Source organism: Streptomyces sp. JLYT201, assembly GCF_059448825.1.
The window spans coordinates 9,146,711-9,166,998 of sequence record NZ_CM182551.1; the positions used below are offsets into that span (position 1 = coordinate 9,146,711).

The window sequence follows — 20,288 nt, forward strand, 5'->3', positions numbered from 1 at the left end:
AGCGCCGGGTCACCGATCTGTGTGTGGCGCGGAGCCGTCCCGGTAGTCATCGCGGCCTAACATAGCCCACTGAACAGGGCCGATGCCAGGGGTGGTGCGGGCAGAAGCCGCAGCCGACGCCGCCGACTTCTCCGCCCGTCCTCGTGCAGCCGCGGCCACGACGGGACCCGGCCCCAGGACGGCGGCTGTTGCCCTGGGTGTCGCGAGAGCAGGGGCGCGGGCGCGGCGGTGGGAAGCCGATGCCGGGCCTATGCGATGCCGCCGTTGCTCATCAGCAGTTGACCGTTGATCCACTGACCCTCCCTGGAGCACAGGAAGTCCACGAGGTGCGCGGTGTCCTGCGGAGTGCCCAACCGGCCGAGCGGGGTGCTGCGGACGCACTCTTCCCGGACCTCCTCGGGCATCCACCCGGTGTCGACCGGCCCGGGGTTGATCGCGTTGGCGGTCACGCCGAGGTGGGCGAGCTCGTGGGCGGCGGCCAGGGTGATCCGGTCCATGGCTCCCTTGCTGGCCCCGTAGGGCAGGTTGCCGACGGTGTGATCACTGGTGAGGCTGACGATCCGGCCGGTTCCCCGCTCCGCGGCGAAGCGGCGTCCGAACTCGCGGATGAGCAGCCAGGTGGCACGCGCGTTGACGGCGAAGTGCCGGTCGAAACTCTCGACGGTGGTGTCCAGCAGCCCGGAGTCGACGGACTCGCAGTGGCTCATGACCAGCGCGGTGACGCTGCCCAACTGCCGCTCGACCGCGTCGAAGACGCGCGCCGGGGCGTCCGGGTCGGCGAGATCGGCCTCGACCGCGGTGGTGGACGCGCCGTGTTCGGCCAGCGACCGGCTGATCGCTTCGGTCGCGCCGGACTCCCTGCCCCAGCTCATGCGGTCGTCGTAAGGGGTCCAGTAGGTGAAGGCGATGTCCCAGCCCGATGCGGCAAGCCGACGGGCGATGCCCGCGCCGATCCCGACGGTGCGGCCCACCCCGGTGATCAGGGCGAGCGGTCGGTCCGTCGAAGAGCCTCCACCGTGGGCCGACAGGTCCTGATCGATATGCGTCGTCACGGTCCGGAATGGTTCACGAACGGAAACCCGGCGTCAATCGGTTTCCTGCGGTGCCGTGGTGGAGGACTATGCGTACGCGGCGGGAGCGCCCGGTGCCCCGCACGGGAGGGCGAGGCGCGGCGCGACGGCCTGGGCCTCGTCGTGATCACGGTCCGGGCGGTCGCCGGACCGGTGCACGAACTGGCAGCCTGGGAGCCGGGCTTGAAGCTGCCGCAGCGGCAGCCCCTACCGTCCTGAGCAGGGCCGGAGGTTCCGGCCCGGTGAAGCACGAGTGAGGGAGGCGGCGATGGCCTGGCCGATCGCGGAGGTCGCCCGGATGTCGGGTGTGACGGCCCGGACCCTGCGGCACTACGACGAGATCGGACTGCTGCCACCGGCCTGGATCGGGTCCAACGGCCACCGCTACTACGAGGAGCGCCAACTGCTGCGGCTGCAGCAGGTCCTCGTGCTGCGGGCGCTGGGCCTCGGCCTGCCCGAGATCGGCCGGATCCTGGCCGCGCAGGTCGACGAGGTGGAGGCCCTGCGGGGCCATCACCGTCGGCTGCTCGCCGAACGCGACCGTCTGAACGCCCTGGCCGGCACCGTCGCCCACACGATCACCGAACTGGAGCAGTCCAGGAAGGACGGCACAGACATGATCAGCACCATCCGTCCGGAGAACCTGTTCGAGGGCATCCGGTCCACCCAGTGCATGAAGGCCCTGCACGGTTCCCCGGAGCTGGCCGGGGCCGTCGAACGGCACAGCTCGGCGTTGAGCGAGGCCGAGCTGGAGGCCGACGAGCGCGAGCGCACGGCGCAGATGATCCGCCTTGCCGGGCTGCTGGCCGCGGGCCTGCCCGCCGACGCCGAAGCGGTGCAGGCCGAGATCGACACCCAGTACCGGACGCTGGCCCGGATCCGGGCGGCCACCGCCGAGGAGTACCGGGCGATCGGACGTACCTGCGTGGAGAACGAGCACTGGTACGCCTGGTACGAGGCGATCGCACCAGGCCTGGCCGCATACCAGCGGGACGCCATCGAGGCGTACGCCGCGACCCGGCTGCGCTGAGCCGGGAAGGGCCGCCGCGACGGGGGTGCGGCGGCCCTGCCGGGGAACCCCGGGCGGTGCGGGAGACACCCGTGGGACGATCTGGATTCGGGCCACGAGGAGAGGGGTGTCATGGCGGGCGAGGGGCAGCTGCATGTCAGTGCGGAACTGGCGGGGGTGCTGGAGCGGATCGACGCGCTCGGCGGGATGCTCGACGAACGGGCCGATGCCGCCGACGAGTTGGGGAGGCTGCCGGAGGACACGGCGCGGGCGCTGCTCGCCACCGGGATCGTACGGGCCGAGCTCCCGCTGAGCCTGGGCGGATACGAGTTCGCACCGCGGCAGCTGATCGAGGTGGCGGAACGGGCGAGCTACCACGACGCCGCGGCCGGATGGACCATGTTCGCGCTGCAGATGATGACCGGGACCACCGCGGCGTACCTCGCCCGGGACGCGGCGGCCGAGCTGTTCCCCGACGTGCCGAACGGGAAGTACGCGCTGCTCTCCGGGCACGGCACCCGACCCGGCCGGGCCGTCCCCGTGGCGGGCGGCTACCGGGTCAGTGGCCAGTGGCAGTTCGCCTCCGGGATGGCACACGCCACGCACATCCACAGCGCCATCCTGGTCGAGGGCACCGGTGAGCTGCGGGTCCTCGCGATGCCGAAGTCGCAGGTGACCCTGGACGGCAACTGGGACGTGCTCGGGCTGCGCGCGACCCACAGCGTCGACTACCACTGCGACGACGTGTTCGTACCGCACGAGTACACCTACGTCGCCACCACGGACACCCCGGTCAACGGCGGCGCCCTCTACCGCCTCGGCCTGGTCAACATGTCGGCGATCGGGCACACGGGCTGGGCCCTCGGCGTCGGCCGGCGGCTCCTGGACGAGCTGAAGCGGGTCGCCGCGGCGCGGACCGGTTCGCGGGGCGCCGCGGTCGACACCTCCCAGTTCCACGCCGAGTACGCGACGGCGGAGGCAGGGCTCAGGGCGGCCCGGGCCTGGGCGTACGACGTCTGGCGGGACGTCGAAGTGACCCTGGACCGGGGTGAGGTGGCGAGCACGGAGCAGGACACCCTGATCCGTCTGGTCCTGAACCACACGACCTCGACCGCGTATGAGGTGGGCCGCACCGTGCACCGCTGGGCCGGTTCCGCGGCGATCCGCCGCGGCCCCCTCGACCGCTTCCTGCGCGACCTCGGGACGGGCACGCAGCACATCACGTCGAGCCCGGTCGTGCTCCAGAACTGCGGCAAGTGGCTGAGCGGCGCCCGGCCGGACGCCCGGTGGAGCTTCCTCGACCTGACCTGACTTGACCGTCCGGGTCCGGCGAGCGGACCCCGTCACCTGGGCCGGGTCCCGGCAGAGGCCTGGCGGCCCGCCCCCCGCCGGGGAGGGCGGGCCGCCGTCGGATTCAGCAGGCGCAGTCCCAGCGCAGCGACCGCCAGGTGTTGGGTCCGACGATGCCGTCGGGAGTGCTGTCGCCCATCCACCGCTTCTGGTACCACTTGACGGCCTTCAGGGTGTCGTTGCCGAAGTCGCCGTCGATCGCGAGGCGGCCCGAGTAGTGCGACGCCTTGATGAGGGCCTGGATCTCCTTCACCTTGTTGCCCCGGTCGCCGAAGTCGGTGTACGCGGTGCCCTTGTAGTAGCCGCAGTAGTAGCCGACTCCCGTGGTCATGGGGCAGTTGGGGGCGGCGCTGACGCCTGCCGACGAGGCGACGGGCGCCGTGGCCGGTGCGGCGCTCGCCGCCGGTGCGACGGCGACCAGGGTCCCGCCGAGGAACGCGGCGGAGAGGAGGCCGGTCGTGATGCGCTGACGCATGGTCATCGTGGTCATGGACGCACGGTCCTTTCTGGAGGAACGGGCCGGGTCCCCCCTTGGGTCCCCCGACGGCCCGCGGTGCGATGCGCCCCTGGTGGCGTGGAGTGGACCTCGCCGCCCGGTGCACACCACTGACCCTGCCGGGGCAGGAGACGCAACGGCCAGTCGAGCAGGCCGAGTTGGGACGTCCCGGGACATCGCATGCGCTGACCTGCGGGGACGCGCCGCCCGGTGACGCAGCCGTGGGCCGGTGCGGGCGCGCGACCCCCTTCGCCGTGCCGGGGCGACGCCGCACCAACACCGTGTGGAACCAGGCGCGTTGACCGCGTGCGCAAGCACTGTTGACCGGCCGTTGACCAGTGGTCCCTAACGTCGCCTCGCCATCAGTCGAGCCGAAGCGAAACGAGGGATCTCGTGCGTCGCATCACTGCCGCCTCTGTCGTCCTGCTCACGTTGACAGCGGGTACCGCGCTCGCTTCTCCGGCCTCGGCCGGGGCCGCGGGGAGCGACCGTCCGGCGGAAAGAGCCAGTACCCGTCCGAGCGTCGCCGGGGTCGACAACCCCGGCCCCGCCTTCTGGGCCCGGCAGAAGGTGGTCGGCGACGTGGCCGACGCGATCGTCGCCGCCTCGCGGACCCTGCCGAAGCAGGGCGGCTACGGCGGTCTGGTCACCGCCCCGGAGAAGTCCCGCATCACGGTGTACTGGAAGGGCCGGGTCCCGGCGGCGGTGCGCCAGGCCGCGGACAGCGACCGGCGGGTGAAGGTGAGCGTGGAGCGAGCGCCCTATACCCAGCGCCAGCTTCGCACCGCCCGGGACCGCGTCTTCGCCCAGCGCGAGGACCTCCCCGAAAGGCTCACCTCCGTCGGCCCCAGCGCGGACGGCAAGGGGCTGCTCATCGGTGTCGCCGAGGCGGACCGCAAGACCGCCCTGTCCGGCCGGAAGACCGCCTCGCTCACCCGCAGCGTCGCGGACATCACCGGTGGCATCGCCGTCACCCGCGTACGGACCGAGCATCCGCAGGCCGCGACCGGGAAGTCCCCGAAGGGGGCGGTGCGTGCCGCGGGGAGGGTCGGGGAGCAGGCGTTCGGCGGTGCCCGGTGGGTCTACCCCGGGCCGGGCGGCACCTACAACTGTTCCACCGGGTTCGCCGTCCGGTACCCGGCGAACGCGGCCCGGCTGATGACGAGCGCCGCGCACTGCGGCGGTCAGAACGTCAAGGCGTACAGCCCGGAGTTCCCCGACAGCCGGCCGTTCGGCTGGATAGGGCAGCGAGACACGGAACGGGACGTCAACCTCCTCTACCCGGAACAGTCGTCCAACCCGGGCTTCTTCCAGTCCCGCATGTGGTGGGGCCCCTGGGCGTACGGCGGCGGCAATCAGCAGACGTGGCCGGTCAAGGGGCTGCACCAGAACCACGTGGGCCAGAAGGTGTGTTCCTCCGGGGCGGCCTCGGGGAACATCTGCGACATCACGATCGACGCCACCGAGCAGACCGTCGACACCAACTCCGGAACGGTCTACCGCACCATCAAGGTCAGCAAGCCCGCCGGTCAGCCGATCTGGGGCCCGGGCGACAGCGGAGGCCCCATCTCCCAGCCCAACGGCTCCGACGTCTACGCCAACGGCGTCGTCTCGTCCTCCGACAAGGCCGGATTCCCCGCCAGCTGCCAGGGCGACACGAACCGCAACTGCGCCTCCGTCGGCTGGTACGCCCCCCTCGACATCTACCTCGAGAAGCACGGCCTGGAACTGGTGACCGAGTAGGCCCCACCACCACGGCGAGGCCGTAGGCGAAGGCGCACGGTGAAGTGAGCGGTCAGGTCAGGATGATCGGATTGGTGAGTGCGGCGACGTGCCCGTCGGGATGGCGGACCTCGACGCGGACGAACGCCGAGTCCTCAGCCGTGGTGGCCCACTGCACCGTGTCCGCCCCTTCGCCAGGGAGAGGCACCCGATGGACCTTCCCCCGATCGGTGTGGAAGCTGACGGTGCCCACCGGCACACCTCGTACTGCCACCTGCACCTCGACCTGCCCACCATGAGTCGCGAGCTCTTCTCCCACCCCGGCGACGCGGCCATGGGCATGGGCGCCGAGAGAGACGTCCACGTCCGCCGACTCGGCGATCCAGCTGCGTCCGGCCCGGATTCCGGCCAGGATCGCATCGGTGCTCAACTCCTCGGCGAAGACGACGGTGTGAGGGATGCCGATCTGCCCTTCCACATGGGTGTCGCTGTTGCCCATCGCCGGTCGCCACGAGCCCGTCCGGATGTCGGCTGCGAGGCTTCGCCCCCACTCCGCCAGCGCGGCCTCGTTGTCAGCGTTCCAGGGCCGGTCCGAGGTCCACAGGCCGTTCCACACCTCCACCACGTCGAAGCCCCGGAAGGGAAACATGAAGTCGCCCGATGGATAGGGCGCATGCGGGTGCGCGGCCACGCACAGGCCCCCTCCTCGATGGACCTGGTCCAGTCGCTGATCGACCAGCCCGTCCCCGGCCTGGTGGTTCCAGTCGACGACCTCGCCGGGGTCGATCCCGAGCGCCAGCCAGTGCCCGGTCGCCGTGGTCACTTCCTCACCGAGCACGATCAAGAAGTCGTCGGCAGCCAGATGCCCCCATGCGCCAGGTGGCGCAGCGGAGTTGTGCTCCGTGGTCGCGATGAAGTCGAGCCTGGCGCCGCGCGCCTGGAGGGCCACCTCTTCAGGGGTGAGCTCCCCGTCCGAGTGCACGGAGTGAACATGGCAGTCCCCGCGGTACCAAGCCGGTCCGCGTCCGACCGCCCGCGTCGGCGGAAAGCTCGAACTCGACACGTGCCTCCCCCAGAAGGATTCCTTCAGGGTCAACGCGCAAGGAGAGCGGCAGGTTCCCGCGCTCGCACGTGTTGATCTGTTGCGTGAGATGCGTGGGGGTCGTGAAGAGATTGCGTGCGATTCTTGGGATTCGTTCACCAGCGCGGAAAACTCGGAGCGCTCACTCGGCGCTTTCGAACAGGTCGGGCGCCGACCCATGCGATGGGAGACCGATCAACGATGTTCACTCTGGTACGGAGCAGAGTGCGGGTGGCCGCGCTCGCGCTCTCGGCAGTCGCGGCCCTCGCCTTCGGTGCGACCACCTCGACCGGCGCGGCGGCGGCCCCCGCCCCGGCTCCGGCGAAACAGGGGCCGACCTCGGTGGCGTACGTCGAGGTGAACGACAACAGCATGCTGAACGTCGGCAAGTACACCCTCGCCAAGGGCGGCGCCAACGTCTTCGACGTCGCCGTGATCTTCGCGGCGAACATCAACTACGACACGGGCAAGAAGGCGGCGTATCTGCACTTCAACGAGAACGTGCAGCGCGTCCTCGACAACGCCGCCACGCAGATACGGCCGTTGCAGCAGAAGGGCATCAAGGTCGTCCTCTCGGTGCTCGGCAACCACCAGGGCGCCGGCTTCGCCAACTTCCCCAACCAGCAGGCGGCTTCGGCGTTCGCCAAGCAGCTGTCGGACACCGTCACCAAGTACGGGCTCGACGGCATCGACTTCGACGACGAGTACGCCGAGTACGGCAACAACGGCACCGGCCAGCCCAACGCCAGTTCGTTCGTGCACCTGGTGACGGCGCTGCGCGCGAACATGCCGAACAAGGTCATAAGCCTCTACAACATCGGCCCGGCCGCCACGCGCCTGTCCTACGGCGGCGTCAACATCTCGTCCAAGTTCGACTACGCCTGGAACCCGTACTACGGCAGCTGGCAGGTCCCCGGCATCGCCCTGCCCAAGGCGAAGCTCTCGCCCGCGGCCGTGGAGATCGGCCGGACCTCGCCGAGCACGTCCGCCGCGCTCGCCCGCCGCACGGTCAGCGAGGGTTATGGCGTCTATCTGACGTACAACCTCAACGGCACCGACCGCAGCGCCGAGGTCTCCGCGTTCACCAGGGAGCTGTACGGCAGTGACGCCGTCTACACGCCGTAAGGCGACCACACGCCGCAAGGCGACCGCGCGCCCCGGCCTGTGGTGCCCCCTCGGGGCAGTCCGCATCCCGTAGGCCGCGACCGTGCACGCCGCGCCTTCGACAACGATGTCGGAGGCGCGGCGCGCCCGGGGCCGGACGCTCCACCGCGGTCCGGCCCCGGGTGTCTCAGCGTGACGTACCGCAGAACTCCGCGTCGACGATCTTCGGCATGTGTGACGTGTCCCAGTCCCCGTTGTAGTTGTAGGCGAGCTGATGGCCGCCGTCCTCCGTGGACACGACCATGGAGAGCCAGCCGATCATGCCGCCGCCGTGGCCCCAGAGCGTGGTGCCGCAGCTCGTCCTGAGGCGGGAGATGCCGAGCCCGTACCTCGTGTACGACGATCCGGAGGTGGCGACGGTGGTCTTCATCTCCTTCAGCTGCTTCGGCGGCAGGAGCTTGCCGCGCAGCAGGGCGCGGTAGAACCGGTTCAGGTCGCCCGCGGTGGAGATGATGTCGCCGTCGGCCCAGCCCTGCGAGCCGTTCATCTCGGTGATGTCGTCGATCCGGTCGGGCGTCGCAGGGAACAGCTTGGAGTAGCCGCGGCTGCTGGGCCGGGGGAGGTGGATGCTGTTGCCGGGGTTGGAGGTGTCCTTCAGGCCCAGCGGCTCGATGATGCGGTCGCGGACCTCGTCCTCGTACGTCCTGCCGGTGGTCCTCTCGATGATCAGCCCGGCCAGGACGTAGTTGGTGTTGGAGTACGAGTGCTTGGCGCCGGGTTTGAACAGGGGCTTGTGGGAGAGCGCGATGCGCACGTGCTTCTCGGGCGGCAGCGTGTCGTAGCGATGGGTGAGGTAGCCGTCGCCCTCCATGTACGTCCTGCTGTACTCGGGATCGGCCAGATAGTCGAACAGGCCGCTGGTGTGGTTGAGCAGCTGCCGGACGCGGATCTTGCGGCCGTCGTTGCCGTTGCCGCGCACGACGCCCGGCAGGCGGCGCTCGACGGTGTCGTCGAGGCTGAGCTTCCCCTCGGACTCAAGCTGGAGCAGGACGGTCGACACGAACGCCTTGGTGATGCTGCCGGCGCGGAACTTGTCGTTCTTGCCGCGCGGCTTGCCCGACGTCAGATCGCCGACGCCCGACGCCGCCTTCCAGATGCCGCGGCCGTCGTGTGCCTGGGCCGTGACGCCGGGGATGCCCGCGCGCACGGCCGCGTCCAGCGCGCGCTGCGTGGCCTTGTGCCCGGCCGCCGGGCCCGGCCCGTCCGGTCTCGCCTCGGCGGGTGCCACGAAGGCGGTGGCCGCCAGCGCGGCCGCCACGACTCCCACCACGCCGGCCTTCGTGCTCTTCCGTAACGCCATCACGCACTCCTCGCGGTCGTCTGCGCACGTCCGTACTCCGCGACCCGGCAGGCGCCCCGGGGGCGTCGCTCCCCGAGGTGCGCGAGGGCCGCTTGTGTACCGAGACCGTGGACAGGGCCTGAGGGGTTGAGAGGAATCCGGTGAACAGTCCGGTGTACGTGCCTGCGGGCTACCGGCCGACGCGCGGGCGGACATGCAGGCCGAGCCCGCTCGTCCCCGGCGCCTCCACACCGTCCAGGAGCCGCATGTCGTGGTCGTAGTCACCGCCGACAAGGGTGCGGAAGGGGACCGGCTCGTCCGTGAACAGCCCGTCGAGGCGCCGCCCGTACGCCTCCCGCGCCGCGGCGAACTGCTCCTCGGTCATGGCGTTCGAGCCGTACACCGCGAACGGGGCGAGCGGCTGGACCCCGGTGAACCAGAACAGGCCGTGCTGGAGCGGGTGCAGGACGTCGTCGAGGCGGCCGTGGATGCCCCGGTCGGAGAACGAGGTCTCCCTGGCCCCGGCCGTCACCGACAGCAGGGCGCGCCGACCCGCGAGCGGTCCCTCGCTGTAGGGCGGCGCCACCTTGGGACCGTACGCGAACCCGGCGGTGAACACCCGGTCGATCCAGCCCTTCAGGATCGCGGGCGCCGAGAACCACCACACCGGGAACTGCAGGATCACCGCGTCCGACCACAGCAGCTTCTCCTGCTCCGCCGCGACGTCCGCGGACAGCCGGCCCGCGAGCGTGGCCCGCTCGGAGGCGTCCATGACGTGGAGGCGCTCGTCCGGGCCGTGCTCCGGGAAGTCGTCGGCGTCGACGGTCGCCTTCCACTTCATCGCGTACAGGTCGGAGTCCCGCACCTCGTGGCCTGCGGCACGCAGGTGCTCGACCGCGAAGGACGAGAGCGAGGCGTTGAGGGACCGGGCGTCCGGGTGGGCGCTGACGACGAGGATCTTCTTGGACCGCTGCGGGGTGATCGTGTTCATGCCTCTACGGTCGTACGCACCGCCGCGGGCAGCCAGCACCCTGTTCAACCAGTGGATCGCCGATCCTGGTACTGGCAGGGCCACGCATACTGGAGCGCATGAGCGGCGTGAACCACATCGAGCGCGTGAACGGCACCGGCACCGGGGGCGGCCCGGCGGAGCGCATCGGCGACCCCGGGCGGGCCCTCGGCGGCTTCCTGCGCGCCCGGCGGGGGCGCGTCGCGCCGGAGCACGTCGGGCTCACCGGCGGGCGGCGCCGCCGTGTGCAGGGCCTGCGCCGCGAGGAACTGGCCCAGCTCGCGGGCATCAGTGTGGACTACTACGTCCGCCTCGAACAGGGCCGGGCCACCCAGCCGTCCCCCGAGGTCCTCGACGCGCTCGCCCGCGCCCTCGGGCTCGACGCGGCCGAGCGCACCCACCTCGTCACCCTGGCCGACGCCCGGCGCGGCCCCGTGCCCGACGTCCGGGCCAGCCCGCTGCTGCGCGGCATGCTCGACTCCCTGGCGCACTTCCCGGCCTTCGCGACGAACCCCCGCCTGGACGTGGTCGCGTGGAACGCGCTCGGCGCCGAACTCCTCGGCGGCCTCGCCGAGCCCGGCCGCCGCGACCCCAACAACGCCCGGTTCCTCTTCTTCGACCCCGCGTCCCGGGACGTCTTCCCCGACTGGGAGCCACGGGCCGCGGAGGCCGTGGGCCAGCTGCGCGTCGCCGCCGGACGCTACCCCGACGACGCGGAACTCGCCGCCCTCATCACCGAACTGACCGACCGGAGCGCCGACTTCGCGCGCATCTGGGACAGCGGCGAGGTCGTCATGTGCGAGGCGGGCCGCAAGCGGCTGCGGCACCCGGTGGCCGGGCTGCTCACACTGGACTTCGAGCCGCTGCACGTCCAGGCCGCTCCCGAGGTCACGGGCATGGTGGTGCACGTGTTCAGCGCGGGCGACGACCGCGAGGCCGCGGCCGCTCTGGCCCGCCTCGGCGCCTATGTGTCGAGCCGGGCCAGATAGGCCTCCGCGCCGGCCGGGTCCATCAGCCAGTCGCGGTAAGTGAGCGGATCGGCATAGCCGTTGGCGAAGCGGTGGGCCGTCTCCGCGTGGTCGAAGGCGGCCCCGACGGCCCGTCGCACGTGCTCGGGCTGCGGATCGCGCAGCATCATGTCGGTGAAGGCGTGCGTGTGCCGGGCGGTCTCCCAGTACGCGGCGAACGTCTCCCGCATCCACTCCTCGTCGAACGGCCGCCCGCCCCGCTCCACGATGGCCGCGAGGTAACGGGACGCCGCCCGCGCCGCGTTGTTGGACCCCTGCCCGGTGATGGGGTCGTGCACGGCGATGACGTCCGCCATGCCGAGGACGCACAGGTCACCGTCGAGGCGCGCCACCGGATGGCGGACCACCGGGGTCACCGCGCCGTACAGGGCGGCACCCGGGTCGGTGACCTCCGCCGTGCGGAAGCGCTCGTACTCCCAGGGCGCGTACGTCCGCAGCAGGCCGAGCGCCCGCCGCAGCCCGTCGGCGGGCTCGGGCCGGTCGCTCCAGCAGTCGTAGGCCCCGCCCCACCGGCCCTCGAACAGCAGGATGTCGCAGGGCCCGCCGACCGTGAGCGCCCGCAGCATGATGACGTCACCGGTCGGGGGCACACCCGTGTTGCGTACGTGGGCGGCCGCCGGGTCGGCGTCCTCGTGGGTGCCGCCGTGCACGTAGAAGCAGGCGAGGGAGCGCTGCGGGCGGTCGAAGACGGACCGGGCGTCGTCACGGCCGAAGAGCGCCGACAGCTCGCCGCGGCCGGTGGCGAGCACGGTCAGCTCGTGCGCCGCGGCGAGCGCGGCCACCTCCGCGGGGCCGACCGCGCGGTACTCCACGCGCCCGCCGCGCTCTTCGAACAGCTCCAGCCAGGCCGCGAGCTTCACCCGCTGGTCCACCGAGCGCACCTCGTCGTCGAAGGCCGCGGTGAACCGCCGCACGGGAGCGTCCGGCTCGCCGTGCGGATCCCAGTTGCTCAGCTCGAAGCCCGGCATCACCGGCGCGGTGTCGTCCCAGAACGCGAGGCCCGCCGCTCGCTCGATCGCCAGCGTGGGCCCGAACATGAGCTGGGTCGAGGTGACCCGCCCGCCGCGCACCTCGTCGGGCCGCCGCTCGGCGACGAGCGTGACGTCGTACCCGGCCCCGAGGAGCCCGAGGCCGAGCTGGAGCCCGGCCTGCCCCGCTCCCGCGATCGCGATCCTGCGCACCTGTTCCTCCTGCCCTCGGGCCTGATCGGCCCGACACGGCTTAGTCGTACCCGTGGGAGCATCCGCGAAAGCCAGTGGTGACGCGGTGCACAGTGGGGGAGTGTCCGCGCCGACTGGGAGTGCGGAGGGCACCACCAGGGTCTCACCTGCGCGGGCAGAGGCGGTCTTCCAGGGCGCGGGGGAGCGGGTAGACGCGCTCCGCGGGGAACAGTCGCGGCGCCTTGGCGGCGTGGCCGCTCTGGATGAGGGCGGCGGCCTTGCGGACCTGCGGGGTGAGGTCGGTGAGGCTGACGATCCAGTCGTCGGTGAACGTACGGATCAGCTGGCGGCCGATGCCGACCTGGATGCTGTAGTGGTTCAGCGCCGCCCCGCGCGGCGAGCGCTCCGGGTCCCACTGCACGTGCACGGCCGCCTGCGCCACGGCCGCCGGATCCGAGGTCGTCAGGACGGCCTGGGACAGCGCCTCCTCCCAGCCCGCACGGCTCACGCGTACCGCGAGGACGCGCTCCTGACCGGACTTGCGGGCCCAGTTGCTGCGGTGCATCAGCCACAGGAACGAGGGCTTGATCCACGTCATCCGGTGGAACGAGAACGGCGCGACGAAGCGGCCCGCCCGCAGCGCCGCGTCGGCGATGGCGGGTGAGTACGCCTGATAGAGCACGATCGTGCGCGCGTCGTAGTCGGCACGAATCTGGTAAAGGGACGACATGTGCCGCACCCTGTCATCCGCTCCGGCGGCGCGGCGAGTCAATTTCCCCCGCGCGGGGGCCGGGTGAGCAGCCGCCCCGGCTACGGGACGGCGCTGGTGACCCCCTCCGCGAGGCGGGCCCCCGCCGACGCGGGCCGCGGCGGGGTGAACAGGGAGACCCGGTGCTCGACCGGGACCGGGGTGCGGGGGACGGAGCGGCGGGTGGGGTCCGGGGTCCCCACGTAGAGCCAGCCGATGATGCGTTCGTGCGGGGCCAGGTCGAGGAGCAGGCGGGGGCCTGTGGAGTCGACCGAGGGGCCGGTGCGCCACATGCTGCCGAAGCCGCGGTCGTGGAGCAGCAGCATCAGCGAGTTGACCATGGCGCTGCTCGCGGCCAGCTGCTCCCAGTCCGGTACGCGGTGGTTGCGCTGCGGGACGAGCACCAGGGTGGCCAGGAGCGGGGCGCGCAGCGGCTTGCGCGCCTCGCGCTGGACGGCCTCCGCGTCGGCGGCGCCGGACGCGAAGGCCGCGCCGAGCGCCGCCCGGCTCTCGCCGCGCACGAGGATCCACCGCCAGGGGCGGAGGTGGCCGTGATCCGGCGCGGTCGCGGCCCAGCCGAGCAGATCGACGAACTCCTCGTCGCTCGGGGCGGGGTCGATCAGCCGGTGCTGGCTGCGGCGCGTGCGTATCGCGGCTTCCAACTCCATCAGCGGTCGCTCCTCATGGTGGTCGGGCGTCCTTTCGTCGGGGGCGGGTCTCGGTCCGTACCGGCGGGGACCGGGCTTCGGTCCGTACCGGCGGGCGGTGGCTCAGGCGCAGCGCGGCGGCAGCCAGAACGACCGCACCGTCCGCACCGCCGCGAGGCGGTCCCTGGCCATGCTGATCGCTGCGGCTGCGGTGCTGATCCGCAGGTGCCGGGACCGGTTGAAGATCTCGCCGAGGCGTTCCGGGATGAGCTCGGCGCGCTGCCTGACCCGGTCCATGTCGTGGCCCGCGGGGTGCAGTTCGTCGACCACCTGGATCAGGCCGAGCGCGTTGATGACGAAGTCCGGCGCGTAGAGGATGCCGCGTGCCGCGAGCCGGTCCGCGACCATCGGCGCGGTGAGCTGGTTGTTGGCCCCGCCCGCGACGACCCGGCAGCGGAGCCGGTCCACGAGGTCGGCGTCGATGACGTTGCCGATGGCGTTCGGGCTGAGGACGTCCACGTCGAGCAGGTAGAGCTTCTCCCGGCTCACGACCTCCGCCCCGCACGCCCTGGCCACCTGCTCGGCCTTCTCCTGGTCGATGTCGGCAACCGTCAGGCGCGCGCCCCCTTCCGCGAGGAGCGTCGCGAGCCGGGCGCCCACCTTGCCGACGCCGTCGATGGCGACGTGCCGGCCCTCCAGGCCCTCGTCGCCGTCGAGGTGCCGCAGACACGCGCGGATGCCTAGGCTCACGCCGTACGCGGTCATCGCCCCCGACTCGCCGGAGCCGCCCTCCTCGGCGTCGAGGCCGCGGATCCACTGGGACTCCTTGCGCATGACGCGGAGGTCGGCGGTGGTGATGCCCATGTCGCAGGCGGCGATGAATCGGCCGGAAAGACTCTCGACGGCCTGCCCGAAGGCGCGGAGCAGCGGCTCGGACTTCTCCACGCCGGGGCCGCCGAAGATGACCGCTTTGCCGCCCCCGATGTCGAGTCCCGCGCACGCCGCTTTGTACGTCATGGCCCGGGAGAGGCGCAACGCGTCGCTGATCGCCTGGTCGTCGTCACGGTAGGGAAGAAAACGGACGCCGCCGAGCGCGGGGCCCAACAGCGTCGAATGAATGGCGATGACGCACCGGAGCCCGCCGGGGCCGGTGCTGAAAAGCACTTGCTCGTGGCCGTCGATTTCGTCGAAAACACTCATGACCCACCCCAGAATTCCGTCCGGTGACGGCCGGACCGGCGGCCCCGCCGTCAGGCGTGAACCGCCGGCCCGTCCGGCAGTGAACTATTCGGTCGGCTGAATTCCTGACGAGAGCAGGGCCGCGTCCAGGACGTCCCACAACGCGCAGAGCGATTCCAGGAAGTCCTCCACGCCCTGGGTGATCTGGTCGCTGTTCGACGCGTCCATGACGGACGAGACGGCCTGGATCACATTCGCCTCGTGCTGCTGCTCGGCACCCGCGTCGCCCCAGTGCTCCGCCATGTAGTGCATTTCCGGCTCTTCGAGGTCGGTCTTGTAATGACCGGAGTCGATGAGGGCGCGCTTCTCACCGGGGATCAGGGACTGGTTGGAGATGATCTCAAGGGCGAGGGCCGTGCCCAGGTTGCGCACGGTGGTGTCGGCGTCGGAGGAGAAGCGGCGCTTGAACACCTCGATGGCGGCCGTGGCCTGAGCCGTCAGACCGGTCTCGCGGTCGTAGCCGGGCAGCCCGGCGAGCAGCCGGTCCGACGACGTCTTGAGCCACGCCTCGACCCGCTCGGTGTCGTACACGTCGTCGAAGACGGGCGAACCGGTGCGGTTCACGATGTGGCCCGCCATCGTCGCGAGTTCGGGGCCGTGGCCCGACTCGCTGTCGACGATCTCCTCGATGAGGACGGCCTGCTCGTCCCAGCCGATGCCCCGCAGGGCGGTGGGGAAGTCGCCGCCGGGGCGGGTGGAGGCGCAGAACGACTGCACCTGGTGGAAGAGGGCGCCCGAGACCTCGGCCGTCGGGGGCCGCGCGGCCCAGTGGTCGTAGAGGGGGTGGTCGAAGACGCGGTGCGTCTTGATCCGGTCGATCAGCGTGTCGGTCGTCGTCATCGATTCCTACTCCGGTGAGGTGGGTGGGGCCCGGGGGGAAGCGCGGAGGCGCCGGGGAGGGCGGGCCGACGCCGCTCAGGCGTACTGCAGCTGGGAGGGGTCGATCTTGGGCACGGAGAAGCCGATCTTCTCGATGTGCTGGGCGATCGCGGCCTTGTAGAGCTCGCGCAGCTCGCCGTTGTCGTGCTTGCGCAGACCCCACTTGACGGCGAGGCGGCCGCGCCGGGAGTCGGGCCGCCCGAACATGTCGAGCGCCATCGGGTAGAACTTGTCCAGCGCCTTCTGCGCCCGGTCACGGGCCTGCCCGCCCGCGTCGTACGCCTCCTGCATCAGGCGCTTGCCGTAGCCGAAGTGCCGGGCCTCCTCCTTGAGGATCGCGTCGGCCTCGACGCGCAGCGGCCCGTAGGTGCTCGTGGTCATCTCCTTGATCTGGAAGTGCCCTTCCAGCTCGCAGAGGAAGCTGAACGCGGCGCGCTCCTCCCAGACGGTGACCTGGGTGGTCATGCTCTCGGCCGGGAAATAGCGCCGGTCCGCCACGGCCTGGTTCACCATGTGCGAGGTGTCGATGCCGAGCGGCGTGAGCAGCTTGGCGAAGCGGCGGAAATGGTCCACCTCTTCCATGCCGAACTTGAGGCACACATAGCGCTCGTCGGCATTGGGCGCGAGCGGGTAGAACGAATCGACGTAGGTGTCGCCTGCACTCAGCTCGCCCTCACCATTGGCGAGCATCTGATGTGTCAGTACCTCGTGGTATTCCTCGGGGAGTTCACCGACACTCTCCAGGTTTACAGTCTCCGAAAAGACGTCTCCCATACGAATCTCCTCCGGGTAGCCGAGAAATGGAGACTATCCGGCCGACTCGCGAGGTCGACAGGCCACGTTGGGGCCATATCACTGGGGCACGATGGGGGTATTCCGGTGGCTCTTTGGTGGTACTCCGGGCGTTTTCCGGGGTCCGGCCGGGCGCCCGGCGGGCCGGGGGAGTGCCCGGCCTCAGGCGCCCTCGCGCCGCGGCGGCCGGATGTAGGTGAGGGTGTGGTGGGAGACGAGCTTGCCCGCCGTGTCGGTCGTCTCGGCCGTGCCGTAGACGATCAGACGGCCAGGCCTGACGATGGTGGACTCGCAGCTCAGATCGGTGCGGGCCGGGCCGAGGAAGCTCGTCGTCATCTGCTGGGTGACGGACGGGTCGTCCTCGCCGAACAGCGACATGATCGCGATCCAGCAGGTCACGTCGGCGAGCGTCATGGCGCATCCGCCCTGTAGGACGCCGCCGGGGCGGAAGAGCTCGGGGCGCTGGGGCAGCGAGACCCTGGCGTGCCCCTTGGCGACGGCTTCCACCCTGAATCCCCACCAGGGGCCGAAGGGGCTGTTATCGAGGACAGCTTGGGCCGCGTCGACATCCATCATCGAAGGAACATAGCATCGTTCGGTATGTCGCCGCGCAGATCCAACGCAGAGCGCACCGAGGCCACCCGGGCCCAACTCATCCGTACGGCACGTCAGTTGTTCGGTGACCGCGGGTACTCCGCCACGACCATCGCGGAGATCGCGCGGAGTGCCGGGCTCACGACCGGGGCGCTGTACCACCACTGGCCGGGCAAGGAGGCGCTGCTGGTGGACGTCGTGCACGACATCCATCGGGAGCTGGCCGCCCGGATCCGGTCCGGCGAGTCGGCCGGCGCGATGGAGGACCGAGTGCCGGAGGGCGGCGGGGCGGGTCGCGCCGTCGAGAGCCGGGAGGCGGACCGCGCTACCGAGGGCCGTGGGGCGGACCGTGCCGCCGAGGGGCGTGGGGCGGGGCGCGCCGTCGAGGGCGCGCCCGTCCCGCTCCTCCTGCGATCCGGCCTGGAGTTCCTCGGCTTCTGCGCCGACCCGGCCGTCGCCCGGGTGCTCCTGCTCGACGCGCCCGCGGTCCTCGGCTACGAGCGGTGGCGCCGGATCGACGAGCAGTGGTGGCTGTCGTCGACGGTCCGCCTGGTGGAGCGGGCCCGCCTCGCGCGCGGTTGCCCCGGCGCGGCGGAGGCGGGCGCCGACGGGTCCCGCCGGCTCGCGCTCGTGCTGCTCGGCGCTCTGACGTCACTCGGACACGAGGTGGCGATGAAGGGCGCCGCGACGGTCGTCGGCGCCGGACGCACCTATGAGGTGCTGCTCAAATCGCTTTTCTGCTGACCCGCGGCGGCGCGGTCGTGGGCCGTCACGTCCAGCGGGCCGAGCCGGGACACCAGGAGTGCGGCTTCCACGCGACTGGAGGCCGATATCTTTCCCATCGCGCGATGCACGTGTTTCTTCACCGTGTTCTCCGCGATATGCAGGGCGGAACCGATCTGTTTGTTCGTCATGCCGCCCGCGAGCAGATGCAGTACGTCGCTCTCCCGTGACGTGAGCGTCGACATCGCCCCCGAGGGCACCGGCGTCGAACAGCCGTCGCTGATATCGCGGATCCGTTCGCGCGGAAAGAGATAGGCGGCGCAGCCGCGGTCGACCAGGGCGATCACGCCGGCGAATTCCTCTTGCAGGATCTCCAGGGCCATGAATCCGGCGACCTTGGCCCGTAACGCGTCCTGGACGGTGACGGCGGAGTCATGACACCAGAGCACGATGATCGAGACGTGCGCGCCGATGAGTTGGGCGAGACGGCGCAGGCCGTCCCCCGAGAGTTTGCGGAGATTGAGGAGGACGATGTCGGGGTCCAGGCAGTCGACGGCGGTCACGACGCCGGCCATGTCCTGGGCCACGCCGACCACATCGAGTCCGGGAGCTTCCCTGCTCATCGCCACGAGACCGGATCGGGTCACGATGCGGTCATCGGCGATCAGCAGTCGTATCTGAGCCATGTGCGGCTTCCTTTTCCCCCGTATGGCCGTCCGGGGCCTCTGTGGAGGCCGGGCGTCGGAGCAGCCACAAGATCGAATAAGGTCAGATGGTGCCGATCTGTCAATGCGTCGCAATTGCCGTTGCTTTGGGTGGGAAAGGCGGCAATGCGAGCCATTTCCATGAACCGTCGGCATAGCGCAGTTCTTCACGGCATCGGGGCGATCAATGCTGAACCGGTGCGGAGCGAGTGCGAAGCGCCGCAGCGGAGGTTCGCGTGCGGGTTGTCCGACGCGCACCCCTCACTGGTCTGAGTTTTCGTGCCGGTATCCGGCCATGCGGGCCGCCCCCGGCTGCGCTAGGGCCGACGGGGAAAATCAGCCATGCGCGTGAGCGCCTCCGTCACACCCAAGATGCCACCCCTCGGCCGGACGTCAGGCTCACGGCGAGCGTACAACACGGTCACCTCCATGGGGAGATAAGAAGGAGATATTCCGGATTTGGCCATTGCGGGAGGTGCCCAGCTCGAATCGGTCAATCCCGCCCCGTGTGCGGTACAAGGAAGAGAGAGCGCGTTACGGACGATCTCGCTTCGGGACGGCGGCCGTTCACCCCTTCCGCCGGGAATCCGGAGAAGCGCCGTACGCCCGTCGCGTACGCACCTACCGTGTAGTCCTCTCGTCGGCGCGGGCGCGCGTCGGCGTGCTGGGGCGGTGCGGAAGGGGCTGGGCCGTGCGCGACCAAGGGATCTCTCCGAAGCCCGCGGGGCCGCGGCGCCGCGCGCTGGCCGTGGCCGTCGCGGTCGGCCTGCTGGCGGGCACCGCCGGGGGACTGGGCGCCCATCTGCTGTGGCCCGGCGACGACGACTCCGGCGGTGGCGGCCGGGCGCAGCCGTCGGCCGCCGCCCGGGCCCCCTCCCGGGCCGAGGCCGTACGCGCCGCGATGCTGGCCCAGCGGCGGGTCGGCGTCGACGTCCTGGCCCGCGAGGGCGGCGACCCCGACTTCTTCACCGGCCAGGCCCGCCTCGAGCTGCGCGACGGCGCCCCCGCCCGGGCCGCGACCCACGTCCTGTACGACATGGGCGAAGGCCACGCCTGGTACCCGCCGGAGATCGTGCTGATCGGCAACCGCGCCGTCATCACCCCCGACAAGGAGATGACCGGCCCCGAGTACGGCCCGCAGGGCGCGTACCGCACCGTGCCCGACGCCACCGCCGCGGCGCGGGACGACATCGCGTTGCGCAACGCCCTGGAGGCCCGGTGGCTGGCCGAGCCCGCGCATCTCGCGGCGCTCCTCGACGGCGCCACCGAACTGACCACGCGGCGCGCGCGGGGCCTGCGCACCTTCACCGGCAGCACGCCCTTGCGCACCCTCGCCGCGGACCCGGCCGTCGGCCGCCTCTACCGCCCGTACGCGGCCGGCCGCCGTGACGGCGCAGTCCGCTTCACCCTCGTCGTGACGGCGCGCGACCTGCCCGAGTCCCTGAAGACCGAGGTGCCGTCGGGCTCCGGCACCGACGGCTTCCGCGTGGAGTACCGGGACTGGGCCAAGGGCGCGGAGATCACCGCACGACCGGGACCCACACCGGCGCCCCAGTGGACCGCGCTGCCCTAGCGCCCGCCCGACGGGCGGCGC

The 20,288-nt window shown here is 71.3% G+C and carries 20 protein-coding genes; 7 read left to right on the forward strand and 13 right to left on the reverse strand.

From position 1 onward, the window contains the following. Positions 1-248 precede the first annotated feature (248 nt). Positions 249-1,052, reverse strand: coding sequence for an SDR family oxidoreductase (locus AC5WAM_RS38515; protein WP_495520459.1), 804 nt, complete (start codon positions 1,050-1,052; stop codon positions 249-251). Between the two features lie 286 nt (positions 1,053-1,338). Between AC5WAM_RS38515 and AC5WAM_RS38520 the strand changes: the two genes are divergently transcribed. Beyond that, positions 1,339-2,100: a MerR family transcriptional regulator gene (locus AC5WAM_RS38520; protein ID WP_366792526.1), complete on the forward strand. Its 762-nt coding sequence runs from the start codon at positions 1,339-1,341 to the stop codon at positions 2,098-2,100. Between the two features lie 111 nt (positions 2,101-2,211). Continuing rightward, positions 2,212-3,390 (forward strand): acyl-CoA dehydrogenase family protein, encoded by a 1,179-nt coding sequence (locus AC5WAM_RS38525; protein WP_495520460.1) that lies wholly within the window; start codon positions 2,212-2,214, stop codon positions 3,388-3,390. Between the two features lie 103 nt (positions 3,391-3,493). Here the strand turns inward: AC5WAM_RS38525 and AC5WAM_RS38530 are convergent, their stop codons facing one another. Next, on the reverse strand, positions 3,494-3,919 hold the full coding sequence (locus tag AC5WAM_RS38530) for a peptidoglycan-binding domain-containing protein (RefSeq protein ID WP_495520461.1): 426 nt from the start codon (positions 3,917-3,919) through the stop codon (positions 3,494-3,496). Positions 3,920-4,318: 399 nt separating this feature from the next. Here AC5WAM_RS38530 and AC5WAM_RS38535 point away from each other — a divergent pair, with 399 nt between their 5' ends. Beyond that, complete coding sequence (locus AC5WAM_RS38535) at positions 4,319-5,668, forward strand: chymotrypsin family serine protease (RefSeq protein ID WP_495520462.1); 1,350 nt, start codon at positions 4,319-4,321, stop codon at positions 5,666-5,668. A gap of 52 nt (positions 5,669-5,720) precedes the next feature. Here AC5WAM_RS38535 and AC5WAM_RS38540 read toward each other — a convergent pair whose 3' ends face one another. Continuing rightward, positions 5,721-6,710, reverse strand: coding sequence for a CehA/McbA family metallohydrolase (locus tag AC5WAM_RS38540; RefSeq protein WP_495523744.1), 990 nt, complete (start codon positions 6,708-6,710; stop codon positions 5,721-5,723). A 219-nt stretch (positions 6,711-6,929) separates the two neighbouring features. On the opposite strand from AC5WAM_RS38540, the gene AC5WAM_RS38545 reads away from it, so the two are divergent. Continuing rightward, a complete protein-coding gene (locus tag AC5WAM_RS38545; RefSeq protein ID WP_495520463.1) occupies positions 6,930-7,853 on the forward strand; it encodes an endo-beta-N-acetylglucosaminidase H in 924 nt (307 codons plus the stop codon). 166 nt (positions 7,854-8,019) lie between these two features. On the opposite strand, the gene AC5WAM_RS38550 is transcribed toward AC5WAM_RS38545, so the two are convergent. Further along, entirely contained in the window at positions 8,020-9,192 is a 1,173-nt protein-coding gene (locus AC5WAM_RS38550; protein WP_495520464.1) for a serine hydrolase domain-containing protein, read from the reverse strand. Positions 9,193-9,361: 169 nt separating this feature from the next. Further along, positions 9,362-10,162, reverse strand: coding sequence for an NAD(P)H-dependent oxidoreductase (locus tag AC5WAM_RS38555; protein ID WP_495520465.1), 801 nt, complete (start codon positions 10,160-10,162; stop codon positions 9,362-9,364). 98 nt (positions 10,163-10,260) lie between these two features. Here AC5WAM_RS38555 and AC5WAM_RS38560 point away from each other — a divergent pair, with 98 nt between their 5' ends. Beyond that, entirely contained in the window at positions 10,261-11,169 is a 909-nt protein-coding gene (locus AC5WAM_RS38560; protein WP_495520466.1) for a helix-turn-helix transcriptional regulator, read from the forward strand. Here AC5WAM_RS38560 and AC5WAM_RS38565 read toward each other — a convergent pair. The 7 genes from AC5WAM_RS38565 to AC5WAM_RS38595 all read right to left on the reverse strand — a co-directional run bounded on the left by AC5WAM_RS38565 (position 11,145) and on the right by AC5WAM_RS38595 (position 17,249). Then, complete coding sequence (locus AC5WAM_RS38565) at positions 11,145-12,389, reverse strand: styrene monooxygenase/indole monooxygenase family protein (protein ID WP_495520467.1); 1,245 nt, start codon at positions 12,387-12,389, stop codon at positions 11,145-11,147. The genes AC5WAM_RS38560 and AC5WAM_RS38565 overlap by 25 nt on opposite strands. A gap of 142 nt (positions 12,390-12,531) precedes the next feature. Continuing rightward, complete coding sequence (locus AC5WAM_RS38570; protein ID WP_366792536.1) at positions 12,532-13,098, reverse strand: DUF4291 domain-containing protein; 567 nt, start codon at positions 13,096-13,098, stop codon at positions 12,532-12,534. Positions 13,099-13,178: 80 nt separating this feature from the next. Next, positions 13,179-13,784, reverse strand: coding sequence for a nitroreductase family protein (locus AC5WAM_RS38575; protein WP_495520468.1), 606 nt, complete (start codon positions 13,782-13,784; stop codon positions 13,179-13,181). A 102-nt stretch (positions 13,785-13,886) separates the two neighbouring features. Next, positions 13,887-14,963 carry a Leu/Phe/Val dehydrogenase gene (locus AC5WAM_RS38580; protein ID WP_366792538.1) on the reverse strand — a complete coding sequence of 359 codons (1,077 nt, stop codon included), beginning with the start codon at positions 14,961-14,963 and terminating at the stop codon, positions 13,887-13,889. An 84-nt stretch (positions 14,964-15,047) separates the two neighbouring features. Beyond that, entirely contained in the window at positions 15,048-15,842 is a 795-nt protein-coding gene (locus tag AC5WAM_RS38585) for a hypothetical protein (protein ID WP_495520469.1), read from the reverse strand. Between the two features lie 75 nt (positions 15,843-15,917). Next, positions 15,918-16,655: a Phenylacetic acid catabolic protein gene (locus AC5WAM_RS38590; RefSeq protein ID WP_366792540.1), complete on the reverse strand. Its 738-nt coding sequence runs from the start codon at positions 16,653-16,655 to the stop codon at positions 15,918-15,920. Positions 16,656-16,835: 180 nt separating this feature from the next. Next, positions 16,836-17,249, reverse strand: coding sequence for a PaaI family thioesterase (locus AC5WAM_RS38595; protein ID WP_366792541.1), 414 nt, complete (start codon positions 17,247-17,249; stop codon positions 16,836-16,838). A gap of 24 nt (positions 17,250-17,273) precedes the next feature. Here AC5WAM_RS38595 and AC5WAM_RS38600 point away from each other — a divergent pair, with 24 nt between their 5' ends. After that, positions 17,274-18,011, forward strand: a complete 738-nt coding sequence (locus tag AC5WAM_RS38600) for a TetR/AcrR family transcriptional regulator (RefSeq protein WP_495520470.1) — start codon at positions 17,274-17,276, stop codon at positions 18,009-18,011. Here AC5WAM_RS38600 and AC5WAM_RS38605 read toward each other — a convergent pair. Next, positions 17,978-18,676 (reverse strand): LuxR C-terminal-related transcriptional regulator, encoded by a 699-nt coding sequence (locus AC5WAM_RS38605; RefSeq protein WP_366792543.1) that lies wholly within the window; start codon positions 18,674-18,676, stop codon positions 17,978-17,980. The two genes, AC5WAM_RS38600 and AC5WAM_RS38605, sit on opposite strands and share 34 nt — an antisense overlap. Positions 18,677-19,385: 709 nt before the next feature. Between AC5WAM_RS38605 and AC5WAM_RS38610 the strand changes: the two genes are divergently transcribed. Then, the gene (locus AC5WAM_RS38610; RefSeq protein WP_495520471.1) at positions 19,386-20,267 is read left to right on the forward strand and encodes a hypothetical protein; all 882 of its coding nucleotides are present in this window, start codon (positions 19,386-19,388) and stop codon (positions 20,265-20,267) included. Positions 20,268-20,288: the final 21 nt, after the last annotated feature.

Excerpts from the sequence above, each read along its gene's own strand:
- AC5WAM_RS38585 (WP_495520469.1), bottom strand. The coding sequence starts at position 15,842 with ATGACGACGACCGACACGCTGATCGACCGGATCAAGACGCACCGCGTC.
- AC5WAM_RS38600 (WP_495520470.1), top strand. The coding sequence starts at position 17,274 with ATGTCGCCGCGCAGATCCAACGCAGAGCGCACCGAGGCCACCCGGGCC.
- AC5WAM_RS38560 (WP_495520466.1), top strand. The coding sequence starts at position 10,261 with ATGAGCGGCGTGAACCACATCGAGCGCGTGAACGGCACCGGCACCGGG.
- AC5WAM_RS38525 (WP_495520460.1), top strand. The coding sequence starts at position 2,212 with ATGGCGGGCGAGGGGCAGCTGCATGTCAGTGCGGAACTGGCGGGGGTG.
- AC5WAM_RS38550 (WP_495520464.1), bottom strand. The coding sequence starts at position 9,192 with ATGGCGTTACGGAAGAGCACGAAGGCCGGCGTGGTGGGAGTCGTGGCG.
- AC5WAM_RS38570 (WP_366792536.1), bottom strand. The coding sequence starts at position 13,098 with ATGTCGTCCCTTTACCAGATTCGTGCCGACTACGACGCGCGCACGATC.
- AC5WAM_RS38605 (WP_366792543.1), bottom strand. The coding sequence starts at position 18,676 with ATGGCTCAGATACGACTGCTGATCGCCGATGACCGCATCGTGACCCGA.
- AC5WAM_RS38575 (WP_495520468.1), bottom strand. The coding sequence starts at position 13,784 with ATGGAGTTGGAAGCCGCGATACGCACGCGCCGCAGCCAGCACCGGCTG.
- AC5WAM_RS38580 (WP_366792538.1), bottom strand. The coding sequence starts at position 14,963 with ATGAGTGTTTTCGACGAAATCGACGGCCACGAGCAAGTGCTTTTCAGC.
- AC5WAM_RS38590 (WP_366792540.1), bottom strand. The coding sequence starts at position 16,655 with ATGGGAGACGTCTTTTCGGAGACTGTAAACCTGGAGAGTGTCGGTGAA.
- AC5WAM_RS38595 (WP_366792541.1), bottom strand. The coding sequence starts at position 17,249 with ATGATGGATGTCGACGCGGCCCAAGCTGTCCTCGATAACAGCCCCTTC.
- AC5WAM_RS38530 (WP_495520461.1), bottom strand. The coding sequence starts at position 3,919 with ATGACCACGATGACCATGCGTCAGCGCATCACGACCGGCCTCCTCTCC.
- AC5WAM_RS38555 (WP_495520465.1), bottom strand. The coding sequence starts at position 10,162 with ATGAACACGATCACCCCGCAGCGGTCCAAGAAGATCCTCGTCGTCAGC.
- AC5WAM_RS38545 (WP_495520463.1), top strand. The coding sequence starts at position 6,930 with ATGTTCACTCTGGTACGGAGCAGAGTGCGGGTGGCCGCGCTCGCGCTC.
- AC5WAM_RS38520 (WP_366792526.1), top strand. The coding sequence starts at position 1,339 with ATGGCCTGGCCGATCGCGGAGGTCGCCCGGATGTCGGGTGTGACGGCC.